Below are 15,554 nucleotides of genomic sequence, written 5' to 3' on the forward strand. Positions count from 1 at the left end.
GAATAATAAAGTAAAGTTTATCAACTACTTTTTGTAGTTTTTTTAGAGTTTAAAGTGAGTATTTTTGTTGGCAATTTGCCTTTCCGTGCAGAGCGCGAAGATGTTTTACAGTTGTTTGCCCCTTTTGGTGAAGTTTTGAATTGTTCCTTACCTCTTGAAAGAGATACTGGAAGAAAAAGAGGATTCGCATTTGTTGAGATGGCAGATGAATCTATTGAGTCGACAGCTATTGATGGTTTGCAAGGCACTGAGCTAATGGGAAGACCATTAAGAATTAACAAAGCAGAGCCAAGAGGTTCTGGAGGGTCACGAAGAGGAGGAAGAGGTGGCTACGGTGGTGGAAATAATGGCGGCGGTTATGGCGGCGGTGGCTACAGCGGCAGAAATAATGGCGGCGGTTATGGTGGCGGAAATAATAGCGGCGGTTATGGCGGCGGTTATGGTGGTGGAAATAATGGCGGCGGTTATGGAGGCGGTTATGGTGGTGGAAATAATGGCGGCGGTTATGGAGGCGGTTATGGTGGTGGAAATAATGGCGGCGGTTATGGTGGTGGAAATAATGGCGGTGGCAATTATGACTCCAATTCTTCTTATACCAACAAATCCTCTGGTGCAGAAGGTTGGGAAGATAGAAGTTATGGAAATTCTTCTGAAAACTCTGAATATGAAACTGGTAGAAGTAGGAGAAAAAGAAGCGTTACCAATGAGGGTAATACTTCAAAAGAAGAAAACTAGTAACCCATTTCCTCAAGTTGAGAAGTTAATTTAATAAGGTACTCTATATCTAATTCTTTTTTTATAGATTTAATTGAAATTTGATTACGCCAAATTTTTGCTTTTGGAATGCCCTCGACTAAATTTATAAGATGTTTACAAATATCCCAAGATTTTCCTCCTGTATTTAAATGTTCTTCAATGTAAGGAATTAATGAGAAAATGATATTAGAAGCAGATTTGGGTTTTTTATTGATCCCATAAAATTTTTGATCAATTTCAGACCATCTTAAGGGATATTTATATACAGATCTTCCTATCATTACACCATCGAAATCATTTAGAGCTTTTAATGATTCATCGATATTTGTGAAACCTCCATTGATTTCTATTAATAATTCAGGATTTAATTTTTTTAATTTTTTCACCACATCATACTTAAGCGGAGGTATGGTTCTGTTTTGTTTTGGATTAAAGCCTTTTAATATGGCTTTTCTAGCATGAACAGTAAATCTGTCTGCTCCAGCATTTGCAATACATCTCACAAAATTATTCAAATTTATGAAACTATCATCATCGTCTACACCGATTCTGTGTTTAATCGTAACCGGCAAGTTGCAGCTATTTTTTAGTGTTTCTATGCATTTTGCTACTTTCGCAGGGTCTTTCATTAGTAAAGCACCAAAATTTCCAGAACATACTCTTGGACTTGGACATCCAACATTAAAGTTTATTTCGTCATAACCCCAATCCTCCGCCATTCGTGCAGCTTCTTTAAGGATTTCAGGTTCATCGCCACCAAATTGAATGGATATCGGGTGTTCTTCATCATTAAAATCTAAAAATTTTTCTTTTTTATCCGTATGAAATAAACTTTGAGCTACGATCATTTCCGTATATAAAAGAGCTTCAGAACTTATTTTTCTCATTATCATTCTGAAATGTTTATCAGTACAATCCATCATTGGAGCAATACTTAATTTATGAATATTTTTAATAGAATCAGGATGTATAAAACTCATTTCTTTTTACGTGAGTAAATATATGAATCAATTTTTATCAAGAAGAACTTTTATTCTAATTCCTACTATGTCAATACTAAAAACTTTTTTTAAGCCTATGCAAGTTTTAGCTTCTTCGCTTGCTTCTAAAGAGGAGTGGAATTTATCAAAAGAAGAATGGAAATCAAGGCTCAGTCCAGAATCTTTTTATATTTTGAGGGAGGAAGGCACTGAAAGAGCTTTCAGTAGCGAATTAAATAATGAGAAAAGAAAAGGGGTTTTTCACTGCGCAGGATGTGATTTACCACTTTTTCTCTCAGATAAAAAGTTTGATAGTGGCACTGGATGGCCAAGTTTTTGGGATCCAATTCAAGGATCAGTCGAAACAAAGGTTGATTTTAAGTTAATTGTTCCAAGAACCGAATATCATTGCTCTAGATGCGGAGGTCATCAAGGACATGTTTTTAATGATGGGCCACTTCCTACAGGTAAAAGATACTGCAATAACGGTTTAGCATTAAGATTTGTTCCTGAGTAAAAAATTTGTGCGGCCTTCCGCAACTTGTTTTGTGCAACACTTTATTGGAAAATAGTTTTATTAAATTTTTAGAAAAATGATTGAAAATCAATCAGACAATATTGATATTAAAGAAGATGATGTTTCTAATCAGGATAGTGCCCCTGACGATACTTCATCTGCTGAAGATAAAATCGTTGAAAATGATGATTTATCTTCACAAAAAACAGAAGAAATAAATACTGAAGAATTAAAAAATACTATCTCCAATAATGATGCACGGTTAGAACAGTTAGAAAAAGAGCACGAAACATTAAAAAATCAATATGTAAGAATTTCAGCAGATTTTGATAATTTTAGAAAAAGGCAGTCTAGAGATCAGGATGATTTAAAAGTCCAACTTGTTTCTAAAACTTTAACTGCAATACTTCCAATTGTTGATAATTTTGAAAGAGCAAGACAACAACTAAAACCAGAAAGTGAAGAAGCTCAAGCCCTTCATAGAAGTTATCAAGGATTGTACAAACAATTGGTAGAGGTTTTAAAACAACAAGGAGTTGCCCCGATGAGAGTTGTTGGCCAACAATTTGATCCAAATTTGCATGAAGCTGTGTTAAAAGAGCCGAGTGAAGAGTTTAAAGAAGATTTTATCGTAGAAGAATTGCAGCGAGGATATCACTTAGAGGGAAAGGTTTTGAGACATGCTTTGGTTAAAGTTTCCATGGGGCCTGGTAAACAAAATTCACAAGAGGAAGTAGAAAAGGATACAGTTGAAGAGGGTATTGATTCAGAGGAAAATACTTCTGAAGATGTATAAATTCCAAATTTTTTACTTGAGCGTTCTTTAATGGCTGATTTTTATCAAATACTTGGAGTTTCACGAGATGCTGATGCTGATACCTTAAAAAGGGCTTATAGAAAATTAGCAAGACAATATCATCCTGACGTTAATAAAGAACCTGGTGCTGAAGATAAATTTAAAGAAATTGGGAAAGCTTATGAAGCATTAGCTGATCCTGAAACTAGAGCTAGATATGATCAGTTTGGAGAGGCTGGTCTTGGAGGTTCAGCAGGAATGCCTGACATGGGCGATATGGGTGGTTTTGCAGATTTATTTGAAACCTTTTTTAATGGCTTTGGAGGGCAAACTCCACAAGGAAGAACTCAAAGAAGAGGTCCTCAACAAGGAGATGATTTAAGATATGACCTTAATGTTGATTTTAAAGATGCAATATTTGGCCAACAAAGAGAAATTACAATTCCTCATCTTGAGACATGTGAAGTCTGTAGGGGAACAGGTGCCAAGCAGGGAACCGGACCAAAAACTTGCACAACTTGTGGAGGAAGTGGACAAGTTAGAAGAGCTACGAGAACACCATTTGGCAATTTCACACAAGTAGCTGAATGTCCTTCATGTAATGGGAATGGTCAAATAATCTCAGATCCATGTACAAGTTGCGGCGGTAATGGAGTAAAGCAAGTTAGAAAAAAATTACGAATTAATATTCCTGCAGGAGTTGATACTGGTACTAAATTAAGAGTTTCTGGAGAGGGAAATGTTGGTTTGAAGGGAGGTCCATCTGGAGATCTTTATGTTTTTATAAAGGTAAAGAATGATTCGAAATTAAAAAGAGATGGTGTGACTATTTATTCAGAAATAGTTGTGAGTTATTTACAGGCGATTTTAGGAGATACTGTTGAAATTACGACAGTTGATGGCAAAGTTAATTTAAAAATTCCAAGTGGTACGCAACCAAATACAACTCTTTCACTTGAAAATAAAGGGGTACCTAGACTTGGTAATCCAGTTGCCAGAGGAAATCATGAAGTTCTAGTAAAGGTAAAATTGCCAACTCGGATAACTGATGAAGAGCGAAATCTTTTAGAGGGCTTAGCTTCTCAGTATTCAGATAAAAATATCAATTCCAGTAGTGGACTATTTAGTAAATTATTTGGTAAAGAATCTTAATGACTTTTTTAAAGTATTTGGATCTGAAATCTGTTCCATGTCCTTTAAATGTCGTAAAAATTAAATTGGCTTTAGATAAGTTATCCAAAAATGAACAACTTATTGTTGAATTAGATAAAGGTGAACCAGAAGAAATGGTATTAAAAAATTTAAAAGAGATGGGATGTTTGTATGAACAAATCAAAGAACATGAAAAATTTTTAAAAATAAAAATTCTGAATGAAAACTAATATTAAAAGTTTAGGCTTAGTTACGAAAAAATTTAATGAATTTTTCCTTGTTGACCAAAAAAATAAAGAAAACTTGGGAAATAGCGAAAGATTTTTATGTAAGGTAAGAAAATCTATAAATTTCAAAGATCAATTTATTTATGTTGGAGATGAAGTAGAAATTGATAATATTGATTTAACAAGCAAACGGGCAGTAATAACAAGTCTAAAAAAAAGACAAAATTTATTAAATAGACCATCAGTTGCAAATATTTCTAATATTTACATAACTTTTTCAGTTGAAGAGCCAAAGTTAAATTTATCTCAAGTTAATAGGTTTTTGATATCAGCAGAATCTATGGGGGTAGAAGTCTCATTAGTTTTGACAAAGTGTGATTTAATATCAGATAAAAAACAGATTTTTTTACTTGATAAATTTAAGAAATGGGGTTATCAAGCAATTACTTTAAATTTACATAAATCTAATCACTTTGAAGATTTATTAGCTCAGTTAAAGAAAAAAAGGTGTTCGATTTTTATGGGCCCATCCGGAGTTGGTAAAACTACTTTGCTTAATAAGATAATTCCAGGTCTTCAAAATAGTACTGCTCCAGTTTCCAATAAAATTAAGAGGGGCAAAAACACTACTCGAAATGTTGAGTTATTTTCCATATCTAATCAAAGTTATATTGTTGATACACCAGGTTTTAATATGCAACCTTTAGAGGTTGATATCAGATTGTTACCAAATCTCTTTTCGGAAATAAATAAACAAGTAATTAATGAAGGAATTAGGTGTAAATTTCGGGACTGCTTACATTTGAATGATGAGGGCTGTAATTTAAACAAATCTTTTGAAAGATATCCTTTTTATAAAGAAATGATAGAGTCTTCTAAGAGTCACTATTATCAAAACCCGGAAGATTAAGATTTAATCCACCAGTTAAATCATTCATTCTTTCTTTCATAGTGGTGGTAGATAATTCATGAGCTTTTTGAATGGCTTGTAATATGTTTTGCTCAATTTTTTCTTTATCTGAATTTAAAATATTGTCTTGCACTTCTACCTTTAAGGGAACTTGGTTCCCACTTATCCAGACTTTTACCATTTCATCATCACTTTTACCCTCAATTTCCATATTTTCCAGTTCATCTTGCAATTTTTGAGCATCTTGTTGAATTTGTTTAGCTTTTTTAAAAGCTTCTGTAAGTTGTCCAAAATTAGGAAGTCCAAAACCAGCCATTTGATAAAAAAAGTTTCTTTAATTAGGATAGTCAAAACCAATCATTCTTACTTCCGGTTGCAAATAAATACCTTTGTTTTGTAGTACTTTTTGTTGAATTGCAGTTATTAATTCATAAATATCTTTTGAACTTGCTGAAGAATTGTTAACTATAAAATTTGAATGCATTGTTGAAATTTCTGCACCACCAATTTTAAAACCTTTTAAACCCATATCATCAATTATTTTTGCTGCATAATTATTTTCAGGATTTTTAAAAACGCTACCAAAACTTGGTAAATGATATGGCTGTGTTTTTGTTTTAAATTTAAGGTTATTTTTGGTTGTTTGAATTAATTTATCGAGATTCCCATTAGGTTCAAAATGTAGTTTTGCACTAATAATTGCCAAATCATTTTTTTGAAAAGAGCTTGATCTATACTCAAAATTGATATCTTTTTTGTCAATTTCAAGTTTTTCATGAGTTTTATTATTTATAACTTTTACAGATATAAGATTTTTTGCTAACGATAAATCACCAGTCCCGGCATTCATATAAATTGCTCCTCCCAAAGTTCCTGGAATTCCGACAGCCCATTCCCCTCCTTGCAATCCATTTTTAGCGAGAGAATTAGATAATGTTGGGAGCATCACACCTGCTTCTGCTTCAACAATTCCTGAATATTTTTCTATTTTTAATGACTTCATTTTTTTTGTACATATAACTAAACCTTTAATGAAAATATTGTTTATTAAAAGATTTGATCCTGCTCCAATTATTTGGCATCTTTTATTTCTGGAATTACACCATTTTATTAAATAAGAAAGTTCTTTTACATTTCTTGGTTCAGCAAAATATTCAGCTATTCCACCAACTTTTATAGTTGTATGATTACTTAGATTACAGTTTTCAGAAAAAATTTTTTTATTCATAAATTAAGTAAAAATTTTAGTTATCTTTTCTTTTTAAAATTGACCAAAAATTATGACAATTTCCAGCTCCCATATTCAAAATTAAATCTCCTTTTTGAGTTAATTTGTAAAAGTTTTTTGCTATTTCATGATAATTATTTAAGTAACAAACATTTTTGTTTCTTTTATATATCAAATCGGTAATAATTTTTGAAGTAATTTTATCTTTGTTTACTTCTCCTGCAGAATAAATACTAGTTAAATAAATAACATCTGCTTTTGATAATTCTTCAGCAAAATCTTTAGCAAATTGTTTGACTCTAGAATATCTGTGAGGTTGAAATATGGCTATTAATCTACTTTTTTGAAATTCATTATTGAGTGTTTGCTTAACAAATAGTCTTCCTAATTTAATTGTTTCTTTTATTTCGTTTGGGTGATGTGCATAGTCATCATAAAAGCTTCTTCCATCTATTTTGCCCCTGAATTCAAATCTTTTTTTTGGTAGTTTGAGGTATTTAATATTTTTCTTAATTTCTATAAAATCTACACCTATCATTCTTGAAGCTGCAATTGCGGCGGTGATATTAGATAAGTTGTGTAGTCCTGGAATTGGAATATTTAAATTACTAATGAAATTTCCATTTTCAAAATACTCCCCAACCGTGTGACTTTCGGAAATCTCAGTAGGGATTATGGCATAATCAACGTTTTTTGCTGTTGTGTTTGACCACTTAATATCAGAATAAAAATTATTTCTCGTGGTAACACAGTCAAAATTAAGTAATAATTTTTTTGAGTTTGCAGCGAATTCTTTAAAAGAAGATATAACTTTACCTAAATCAGAAAAATGATCGCAATGATCAAAGTCAATGTTATTAATTATTCCAATATCAGGTTTATATTTATTAATTGTCCCATCAGATTCATCAACTTCAGCTACTAAGAATTTTGTATCTTCCAAATGACAATTAGAGTTGTAGATAGGAATTATACCTCCTGTTATTGAAGAACAATTTTCTGTACATAACTCAAGAAGTGTTGAGAGAAATGTACTGGTTGAAGTTTTTCCATGACTGCCTGCTACTGCCAATGAGATATAAGTTTGCATTAGCATTGACAGTATTTCTGAACGATGTTTTATTAAAAATTTTTTTTCTCTGCAGTATGAAAATTCTTCATTTTCTTGTTTGATTGCGGAGCTTACAACAAAATAAATCAATTTGTTGGTAAATTTTGAAATTACAAATTCAATATTTTGTCGAGCTTGAGAAGTAAAGATTACTGCACCTAATTGTTCTAATTTATTAGTTTCATTGTTTTTCACTAGATCAGAGCCTGAAACTGAACAACCTTTTTTAAGTAAACCCATTGCTAATGCTGACATTCCAATACCTCCGATCCCAATAAAATGAAAATGACTTTTCAACATTAATTCTTTATCCAATGTGTATCTTTTACTTAAATTAAAATAACTTCTAGGTAAAATTTTGCTATTTTTTTTAAAAAAAAAAAAGTTTTTTCTCCTTGAATTAATACAAAACTAGACTTATTTGCTTAATAAATCAAAAAAACCTTACGTTATTGCACAAAATTCAGTATGATCAGCAACTTAGGTTAATCATTTAGAAATTATTAGTTATGACTTTGCGTGTTGCAATTAACGGCTTTGGCAGAATTGGTCGAAACTTTATGCGTTGTTGGCTTAGTAGAGGGGCTTACACCAATATTGAAGTAGTAGGAATTAATGTTACCTCTGATCCCAAGACTAATGCTCATCTATTAAAGTACGACTCAGTCCTTGGGCAACTTGATGGTGTTGATATTCAATATACTGATGACACTTTTGTAATTAATAACAAGACAATTAAGTGTTTCTCTGATAGGAACCCACTTAATCTTCCTTGGAAAGACTGGGGTGTAGATTTGGTTATTGAATCTACTGGAGTTTTTAATACAGATGTAGGTGCAAGTAAGCACTTAGAAGTTGGAGCAAAAAAGGTAATTTTAACTGCTCCTGGTAAAGGCGATGGGGTTGGTACTTATGTAGTTGGAGTTAATGCTGATACATATAAACATAAAGATTATGATATTTTGAGTAATGCAAGTTGTACAACAAACTGTTTAGCTCCAGTTGTAAAAGTTTTAGACCAAACTTTTGGTATTAACAAAGGTTTGATGACCACAATACATAGTTATACAGGCGACCAAAGAATTCTAGATAATAGTCATAGAGATTTAAGAAGGGCTAGAGCTGCTGCTACAAATATCGTTCCTACTTCTACAGGTGCTGCAAAAGCAGTAGCACTTGTGTATCCAGAAATGAAAGGCAAATTAACAGGAATTGCAATGAGAGTCCCAACTCCTAATGTTTCAGCAGTAGATTTCGTTTTTGAATCTTCTAAGTCTGTCACAACCGAAGAAGTCAATAATGCTCTTAAGGAAGCATCTTTAGGTTCAATGAAAGGCATTATTAAGTATGGAGATGAACCATTAGTGTCAAGCGATTATGCAGGTACTAACGAATCATCAATTGTAGACAGCGACCTCACTATGTGTATTGGTGATAATCTTGTTAAAGTCCTTGCTTGGTATGATAACGAGTGGGGCTATAGTCAAAGGGTTGTTGATCTAGCAGAGATTGTTGCTAAAAATTGGGAATAATTAAAAGTGCTTATAAGGAGTCTTCTTCAATAATTTATTTTTACTTTTATCTTTAAATTCTATTGATGGTACACCTTTAGCAAGATAACCGATTGCGTAAATGCTTTTATCTAATTTAGATAAATTATTGGCCCATTTTTTGGGTAATGAGAAAACTAACTCGTAATCTTCACCTCCAAAAAAATAATACTCATCCCATTTATCTCCTTGGGGCCAATCTTTATCTTTGGGTATTTTTTCATAATTCATTATTGCTTTACAGTTACTAGCTACTGTTAAATCTTGTATAGCTTGAAAAAGACCATCGCTACTATCGGTACATCCTATTCTCTTTATTTTTTTATTGGATCGAGTTTTTAGGAGATTTTTTAGAAAATTTGGGTAAACTTGAGGGCGACAAAAATGTTTAATAGATTTACTGATTAATCTTTTATTAAGAGAAACATTGTTATCGAAATTAATTTTATTTTGTATCAAAAATCCTAGTTTGCTAAGTCCATGAATTCCTGTGGTTAAGATAATATCTCCTGGTTTACAAGCATTTCTTCGTAATTCAAGTTCACCTTGAATCCCAAAAGCTGTAATTGAAATAATTTTTTTATCTCCTTTTGAGCAATCTCCCCCAAGAATCACCCCGCCATATTTTTTTAATGCTTTATTTATTCCTATGTATAATTCTTCAACCCAAATCCACTCAGTTCTAGCAGGCAGAATTAGACTTATTGTAATGCCTATAGTTTTTTTGCTTCCGCTGGATAATAAGTCAGAGATGTTGCAAACAACAGCTTTCCATCCAAGGTCTTGAGAGCAAATTGTATTGTCATTGAAATGAACATTTTCTACCAAAGAATCAGTATTAACAAGTAAATTTTCTTTTTTAGTTTTGATTAAAGCGCAATCATCTGAAATTTGATTTTTAGGCATAAATTTTTCTAGCCTTTTTATTAATTCTTTTTCCCCTATGTCTTTTAGTACTTCTTTATGCATTTAATTTGAGATTTTCAATCCCTTCTAAAACATCAACTGAGATTATTGTGTCATCTTTACTAAGCTGTTCTAGTACATCAAATCCATCTATGACGTAACCAAAGGCAGCATTCCTCCCGTCAATTAAATTTCGACCTGCAGGATTTAATTCTGCTTCATATAAAAAGAAGAAAAATTGCGATGAGCCATCATCAACTGAGGTATTGGAATGGGACCATCCTAGAGTGCCAAGTGTTGCAAAAGGTAATGTTGGGGTCTCTGTGTACAGACCTAAATCTTCAAAAGTTTGATTATAAAAAGTATCTTTTTGATCAGGAATTCTAATTTCTAATGGAACGTGACGTTCTTCGTTTGTTTCAGGATCTATATATCCAATAGCTTCACCAATAGGATCACCTGTTTGCAATACAAAAAATTCTTCTGCTCTGTTAATAGGTAAATCTTTGTAGAAGTTTTTTGAAGCTAAATCTACAAATGCTCCCGCTGTAAGTGGAGCGTTGAATCCATCCACAATAGCTTGCATATCTCCTTTGGAGGTCTTTATATTGACTTTTGCTCTGCCCAGTAATCTTGGTAAATTATCAAACTCCTTGGGAATAGCGTAGGGAAATTCATTTGGCAGAAAATATTCTTCTAATCCACCTATTTTATCTAAAGCATTTCTGCGGGTCGCTATAAATGAGTATTTATCCTTTGATTTTGAATATTCTTGAAGACTATCAAAATTTTCTTTTAGTTCTAAAAATGTTTGTTCAGCAATTTTCTTATTATCGTTTGGTAATTCTTGAATAATCCGGCTTTGGTATTTTTTTAGTAAAGATTGACATTTTGTAACAGTTTTCGTAAGGGCGGGCCATCTTCCTCCTCTTACAAGGTCACTAGTTTCTTCCAATTTGTGTTGAATTTCTTGTAACTCAACTTGCTTGATAGGTAGTGCGTTCCTGAGGATTGCACTAGGGTCTTTTACTGCATTTCCAGTGGGCAAATCAGCCAGTACTTCAATCGGTTTAAAGAGAAAAACCTCAAAAATTATGATTAATAGAATTAATAAAAGTTTGTTCTGATTTGATAAGAATTTTTGCATAGCACTCTTGCAGGTTTATGATCCATGAGGATTTAATACAGGAATGATTTCCAGTAACGATTTTCGCACAGGTACCACCATCGAATTAGATGGACAAGTTTGGCGTGTTGTAGAATTTCTACATGTCAAGCCTGGTAAGGGTTCTGCTTTCGTGCGAACAAAATTAAAATCAGTTCAAAGCGGCAACGTGGTTGAAAAAACTTTTCGAGCCGGAGAATCTGTACAACAGGCTATCCTTGAGAAGTCTAACCTGCAACATACTTATGTGGAGTCTGAAGATTATGTTTTTATGGATATGACAAGTTTTGAAGAGACAAGACTTTCCTCTGAACAAATAGGTAAAGGCGCTAAGTATTTGAAAGAGGGAATGGAGGTTAATGTAATTTTCCACAATGGTAGAGTTTTAGAGGTAGAACTTCCAATATCTATCACTTTGAAAGTAACAGAGACTGATCCTGGAGTTAAAGGTGATACTGCTAGTGGGGGTACGAAACCAGCTATCCTAGAAACAGGTGCTCAAGTTATGGTTCCTTTATTTATTTCAGTAGGTGAAATGATTAAAGTTGACACTCGTAATGATAGTTATCTTGGACGTGAAAATTAATGGCTATGAAATTAGATCATGAAGACTTAAATCGCCTAATAGAGAAAATCTCTACAAGCGATATTCAAGAATTCTCGCTTGAGGGAGAAGATTTTAAGCTAGAAATAAAAAGAAATTTATTTGATCAAAACCAAGTTACTAATAATTTAGTTTCTAATACTTCGTTTGATAAGCAAAAAATTGTTAATCAAAAATCCATCAATGATAATGCTTCAATAGTTAGCGAACCTGAAGTACAACAGGTAGCCCCTCCTGGGCGTTCAGGCCTCACTGAAATCACTTCGCCTATGGTAGGAACGTTTTATAGGGCTGCAGCGCCCGGAGAGGATCCATTCGTCGAAGTAGGAAATAAAGTTAATGTCGGTCAAACTATATGTATTTTGGAAGCTATGAAGTTAATGAATGAAATTGAATCTGAATTTAATGCTGAAATAGTTGAGATTCTCGTTGAGAATGGAACGCCAGTTGAATTTGGCCAAGTTTTAATGCGTGTTAAGCAGTTTTGAATTTTTAGTCATTTCTGCAGCAGCTTTTATAGCTTCAATCATGCTTTGAGATTGAGCTATTCCTTTGCCAGCAATATCAAAACCCGTTCCATGATCAGGAGATGTTCTTATAAAAGGTAAACCTATTGTGGTATTTACTGAGTAATTAAAAGCTATAATTTTCATTGGTATTAAACCTTGATCATGATACATGGCAAGAATGCCATCATGTTTTTCGGAATCTTTATTTGTCCAAGCTTTGGCGGAAGAATTCCAGCAACTATCTGGAGATAAAGGTCCTAACAATTCAATATTTTTATTCCTCTCATTCCAAGCTATCAATGCATCAGTGAGCCAATCTTGTTCTTCATTACCCAAAACCCCCTCTTCGCCAGCATGAGGGTTTAATCCGGCAACTTTTAAAATAGGTTTATCATTATAGGTACAACAAAAATCTTTAAAAAGATCTAATTTTGAATGGATTAATTTTGTTGTTAATTTTTTTGGAACCTCACAAAGAGCTATATGGGTTGTAGCTAGTAAAGTATTGAATCTCCATCCTGTAATTGGTGATTTTGCTGTAAATAACATTCCAACATTTTTAACTCCACACATTTTTGCTAATACTTCAGTTTGACCAGAGAAGAAATGACCTGCAATGGACCATGATTTCTTGCAAATTGGTCCAGTTACAAGTGCTGAATTAGGATTTTGTTGTACAATTTCAATTGCTTTTTTTAAGTAATAGAAACTTGAATTACCATAACTTGATTTATCGTTTTCGTCAGATGAAGAAATTTCGAGATCATGAATTTTTAAATTTTCAGGATTTGCGAGGTTTTTTAATCCTAATGTTCTTAGGTGTTTATATGTATTTTGTAGATTCTTTTTTGAACCAACTAAAATAAAGTCGGTATTTTCGGGAATCTCATTAGAACCAAGAGCCTTTAAGATTATTTCAGGCCCAATTCCAGACTCATCTCCGACGCTTAAAACTATTTTTAATTTATTATTAGTATTCTGAAAGTCCATAAAAAGTTTTTTTATTTTTAACTATTCAAATAGCAATTCTTTAAACCTATTTTATAGTTTTTATAAATTAGTTTATATCCAAGTGTTTCACATAAAAGTTTATTAGAAACTCTTCTATTTTCCATCCAAAAAGATTTAGCGATAGGTGATAATTCCTCTTTTGCATCCTCAAATATTATTGGCTTTGGCATTTTTAAACCTAATAAATCGTAGCAATATTGAATAACTTCAACTTGAGAGCAGGGTTCATCATCTGCAATATTAATAATCTGGTAAAACTTTAAAGAATTCTTATTTTTTAATAAATAGATAATTGCATTTGCAATATCGGCTACATGAATCCTTGAAAATACCTGATTTTTTTTTGAGATAACGCGTATTTTTTTATTTTTTATTGCTTCAAAGGTGGATCTTCCAGGGCCATAGATACCCGGTAGCCTAAAAATTTGTACGGGTAAACCTGATTCAATCCATTCTTTTTCACAATTTAACCTCTTATGACTCCTTTTTTGAAAAGGGTTAGGTTGATCAATTTCAGAAACCCATTCACCTTTTGTGTTCCCATATACTCCTGTGGTAGATAAATACCCAACCCATTCAAGTGATAAACTTTTGAGCTTATGTCTAAGACTTTCTAAAACTGGATCTTTACCATTGTTGTCCGGAGGTATGCAACTAAGAATATGTGTAACTCCATCAAAAATTTTTTTATTAGGGATCATACCGTTTTCACTGTTAAAAACGAAACTATTTGGATCATTTTTTTCAGATCTCGAACTTGTTAAGGCTGTACAACCTAATTGCCTTATTTTTTTTGCAAAGAAACTACCGCTAAACCCACACCCTAAGATTAAAAATTTATTTTTATTATTTAGTGAGCTTGCGGGATTTTTCATGTGACGCTAGGATAGTACATATGTATTATATAATGATGAAAACAGTTGTTAGGCCTGATTTAAAATCAAAAACTTTCTGCATTAACAAAAGTTATTTGCGTCCGATAGAAAAAGAAGCCAGTTTTGTTAGTTATAGATTCTACCAAAAATTTTTTGTCATTCTCATTTCATTTTCGACAATTTTAATATTCCCAGAATCGCCAAGAGATTTGGAAAAGTTATGTGAGAGCTATAACTCTAAAAATATTTGTAATGTTTGGTAGTCAAGCTGCTTTATATGTTGAATCTTTTTTTTTGTAATTTATATTATTTGTATTAAAATTAGGATTTGCCCATTGCAGTAATCTTATTGCTAATCTTAGATCACCTTCCAACCAAGCTCTAATAGCCATTGCTCTGCGAGGATCATAAAATTTTTGTCTTCTATACCAATACAAAGCATTTTCATCTGATTTATCCCCGTTACATGAGAGACATGCAGGCACACAGTTTTCTGTTGTGCTTAAGCCGCCTTGGCTTCGTGGTAATACGTGATCAATAGATTCTGATGGCTTTCCGCAATATATACAACTTTTTCCTGTAAATCTATGAATAGACTTTCGCCATTGTCTCAATCTGAACTTAGGACATAAATCCTCTAGAAACACCGCATCATTAGTATGCATTCAGATTTTTTAATTAAATAAATAATGGCTTGAATATATCAAAAGTCAATATTTATTTATTATGTTTTAGGCTGAATTTGAGTGCAAAACTATAATTTAGTGTTGATAGATACAAAATAAAGTGTGTTGAAAAATCTATTTAATCGTTCTAACTTAATATTTTTTAATAGCTATATCTTTCAAGGGTTTCTTCTGAAAATTCTTCATTAGATTCTTTTTCTTTTCTTTTTTTTTCTTTTTGTAACTCTCTTTGTAGTTTCCTATCAGGATGTAAATTATCTAAGTATTCAATACAGTAACTAAATTTTTCTCGTTCTCTAATAACTGTTTCAGTGATTTGCGATGCTGCTTGCCTAGGTGAGACTTTAAAAATTCCTCCTCTTTGTTTTTTGATATAGGTATAAGCAGCTTCCCAGCTACTTCTATGGTCATTTCCGCTGTCTCGCATGCTGCAAAAAATTTCAGCTCCAAATGAGCCTGCATGAACTTTTGATGTTGTAAAAGCTAAAGGTGTAAATATACCTAAAGTTATAAATATCAGTTTTTTCTGCTTTAATCTTTGCATTAAACTTTTTTCTTCTATTTAAAAATA

Annotated in this window: 19 protein-coding genes; 9 read left to right on the top strand and 10 right to left on the bottom strand. The window is 32.5% G+C overall.

Annotated features, from left to right (window positions below; translation table 11 throughout):
* Positions 1-54: 54 nt before the first annotated feature.
* A complete protein-coding gene (locus tag HA151_RS00065; protein WP_209105548.1) occupies positions 55-735 on the top strand; it encodes an RNA recognition motif domain-containing protein in 681 nt (226 codons plus the stop codon).
* Here the strand turns inward: HA151_RS00065 and dusA are convergent.
* Positions 732-1,736, bottom strand: a complete 1,005-nt coding sequence (gene dusA / locus HA151_RS00070; RefSeq protein WP_209105549.1) for a tRNA dihydrouridine(20/20a) synthase DusA — start codon at positions 1,734-1,736, stop codon at positions 732-734. The two genes, HA151_RS00065 and dusA, sit on opposite strands and share 4 nt — an antisense overlap.
* A 22-nt stretch (positions 1,737-1,758) precedes the next feature.
* Here dusA and msrB point away from each other — a divergent pair, with 22 nt between their 5' ends.
* From msrB to rsgA, 5 genes are all read left to right on the top strand, one after another.
* A complete protein-coding gene (gene msrB, locus HA151_RS00075) occupies positions 1,759-2,253 on the top strand; it encodes a peptide-methionine (R)-S-oxide reductase MsrB (protein WP_209105550.1) in 495 nt (164 codons plus the stop codon).
* Between the two features lie 76 nt (positions 2,254-2,329).
* Entirely contained in the window at positions 2,330-3,049 is a 720-nt protein-coding gene (grpE, locus tag HA151_RS00080) for a nucleotide exchange factor GrpE (RefSeq protein WP_209105551.1), read from the top strand.
* Positions 3,050-3,079: 30 nt separating this feature from the next.
* On the top strand, positions 3,080-4,201 hold the full coding sequence (dnaJ, locus tag HA151_RS00085; RefSeq protein ID WP_209105553.1) for a molecular chaperone DnaJ: 1,122 nt from the start codon (positions 3,080-3,082) through the stop codon (positions 4,199-4,201).
* Positions 4,201-4,431, top strand: coding sequence for a sulfurtransferase TusA family protein (locus HA151_RS00090; protein ID WP_209105554.1), 231 nt, complete (start codon positions 4,201-4,203; stop codon positions 4,429-4,431). Before dnaJ ends, HA151_RS00090 begins: the two co-directional genes overlap by 1 nt.
* Positions 4,421-5,338, top strand: a complete 918-nt coding sequence (rsgA, locus tag HA151_RS00095; RefSeq protein ID WP_209105555.1) for a ribosome small subunit-dependent GTPase A — start codon at positions 4,421-4,423, stop codon at positions 5,336-5,338. Before HA151_RS00090 ends, rsgA begins: the two co-directional genes overlap by 11 nt.
* Here rsgA and HA151_RS00100 read toward each other — a convergent pair.
* From HA151_RS00100 to murC, 3 genes are read right to left on the bottom strand one after another with little or no spacing between them, the layout of a single operon-like run.
* Positions 5,304-5,654 carry a YbaB/EbfC family nucleoid-associated protein gene (locus tag HA151_RS00100; RefSeq protein WP_209039190.1) on the bottom strand — a complete coding sequence of 117 codons (351 nt, stop codon included), beginning with the start codon at positions 5,652-5,654 and terminating at the stop codon, positions 5,304-5,306. The genes rsgA and HA151_RS00100 overlap by 35 nt on opposite strands.
* A gap of 18 nt (positions 5,655-5,672) precedes the next feature.
* Complete coding sequence (gene murB, locus HA151_RS00105) at positions 5,673-6,566, bottom strand: UDP-N-acetylmuramate dehydrogenase (protein WP_209105556.1); 894 nt, start codon at positions 6,564-6,566, stop codon at positions 5,673-5,675.
* Between the two features lie 16 nt (positions 6,567-6,582).
* The gene (gene murC / locus HA151_RS00110) at positions 6,583-7,992 is read right to left on the bottom strand and encodes a UDP-N-acetylmuramate--L-alanine ligase (RefSeq protein WP_209105557.1); all 1,410 of its coding nucleotides are present in this window, start codon (positions 7,990-7,992) and stop codon (positions 6,583-6,585) included.
* Between the two features lie 194 nt (positions 7,993-8,186).
* On the opposite strand from murC, the gene gap reads away from it, so the two are divergent.
* Entirely contained in the window at positions 8,187-9,209 is a 1,023-nt protein-coding gene (gap, locus tag HA151_RS00115; RefSeq protein ID WP_209105558.1) for a type I glyceraldehyde-3-phosphate dehydrogenase, read from the top strand.
* Here gap and thiL read toward each other — a convergent pair whose 3' ends face one another.
* On the bottom strand, positions 9,210-10,196 hold the full coding sequence (gene thiL / locus HA151_RS00120; RefSeq protein ID WP_209105559.1) for a thiamine-phosphate kinase: 987 nt from the start codon (positions 10,194-10,196) through the stop codon (positions 9,210-9,212).
* Positions 10,189-11,280 carry a peptidylprolyl isomerase gene (locus HA151_RS00125; protein ID WP_209105560.1) on the bottom strand — a complete coding sequence of 364 codons (1,092 nt, stop codon included), beginning with the start codon at positions 11,278-11,280 and terminating at the stop codon, positions 10,189-10,191. The genes thiL and HA151_RS00125 overlap by 8 nt, the downstream gene beginning before the upstream one ends.
* A gap of 43 nt (positions 11,281-11,323) precedes the next feature.
* Here HA151_RS00125 and efp point away from each other — a divergent pair, with 43 nt between their 5' ends.
* On the top strand, positions 11,324-11,884 hold the full coding sequence (efp, locus tag HA151_RS00130) for an elongation factor P (protein ID WP_209105561.1): 561 nt from the start codon (positions 11,324-11,326) through the stop codon (positions 11,882-11,884).
* Positions 11,884-12,390 (top strand): acetyl-CoA carboxylase biotin carboxyl carrier protein, encoded by a 507-nt coding sequence (gene accB, locus HA151_RS00135; RefSeq protein ID WP_209105562.1) that lies wholly within the window; start codon positions 11,884-11,886, stop codon positions 12,388-12,390. Before efp ends, accB begins: the two co-directional genes overlap by 1 nt.
* Here accB and pdxA read toward each other — a convergent pair.
* The 4 genes from pdxA to HA151_RS00155 form a co-directional block, all read right to left on the bottom strand.
* A complete protein-coding gene (gene pdxA / locus HA151_RS00140; RefSeq protein WP_209105563.1) occupies positions 12,367-13,401 on the bottom strand; it encodes a 4-hydroxythreonine-4-phosphate dehydrogenase PdxA in 1,035 nt (344 codons plus the stop codon). The two genes, accB and pdxA, sit on opposite strands and share 24 nt — an antisense overlap.
* Before the next feature lie 17 nt (positions 13,402-13,418).
* On the bottom strand, positions 13,419-14,297 hold the full coding sequence (locus tag HA151_RS00145; RefSeq protein ID WP_209105564.1) for an NAD-dependent epimerase/dehydratase family protein: 879 nt from the start codon (positions 14,295-14,297) through the stop codon (positions 13,419-13,421).
* 263 nt (positions 14,298-14,560) lie between these two features.
* Positions 14,561-14,962, bottom strand: coding sequence for an HNH endonuclease (locus tag HA151_RS00150; RefSeq protein ID WP_209105565.1), 402 nt, complete (start codon positions 14,960-14,962; stop codon positions 14,561-14,563).
* A 163-nt stretch (positions 14,963-15,125) separates the two neighbouring features.
* On the bottom strand, positions 15,126-15,527 hold the full coding sequence (locus tag HA151_RS00155) for a DUF6554 family protein (RefSeq protein WP_209105566.1): 402 nt from the start codon (positions 15,525-15,527) through the stop codon (positions 15,126-15,128).
* Positions 15,528-15,554: the final 27 nt, after the last annotated feature.

This window comes from Prochlorococcus marinus XMU1419 (genome assembly GCF_017695955.1).
Classification (GTDB): Bacteria; Cyanobacteriota; Cyanobacteriia; order PCC-6307; family Cyanobiaceae; genus Prochlorococcus_A; species Prochlorococcus_A marinus_AD.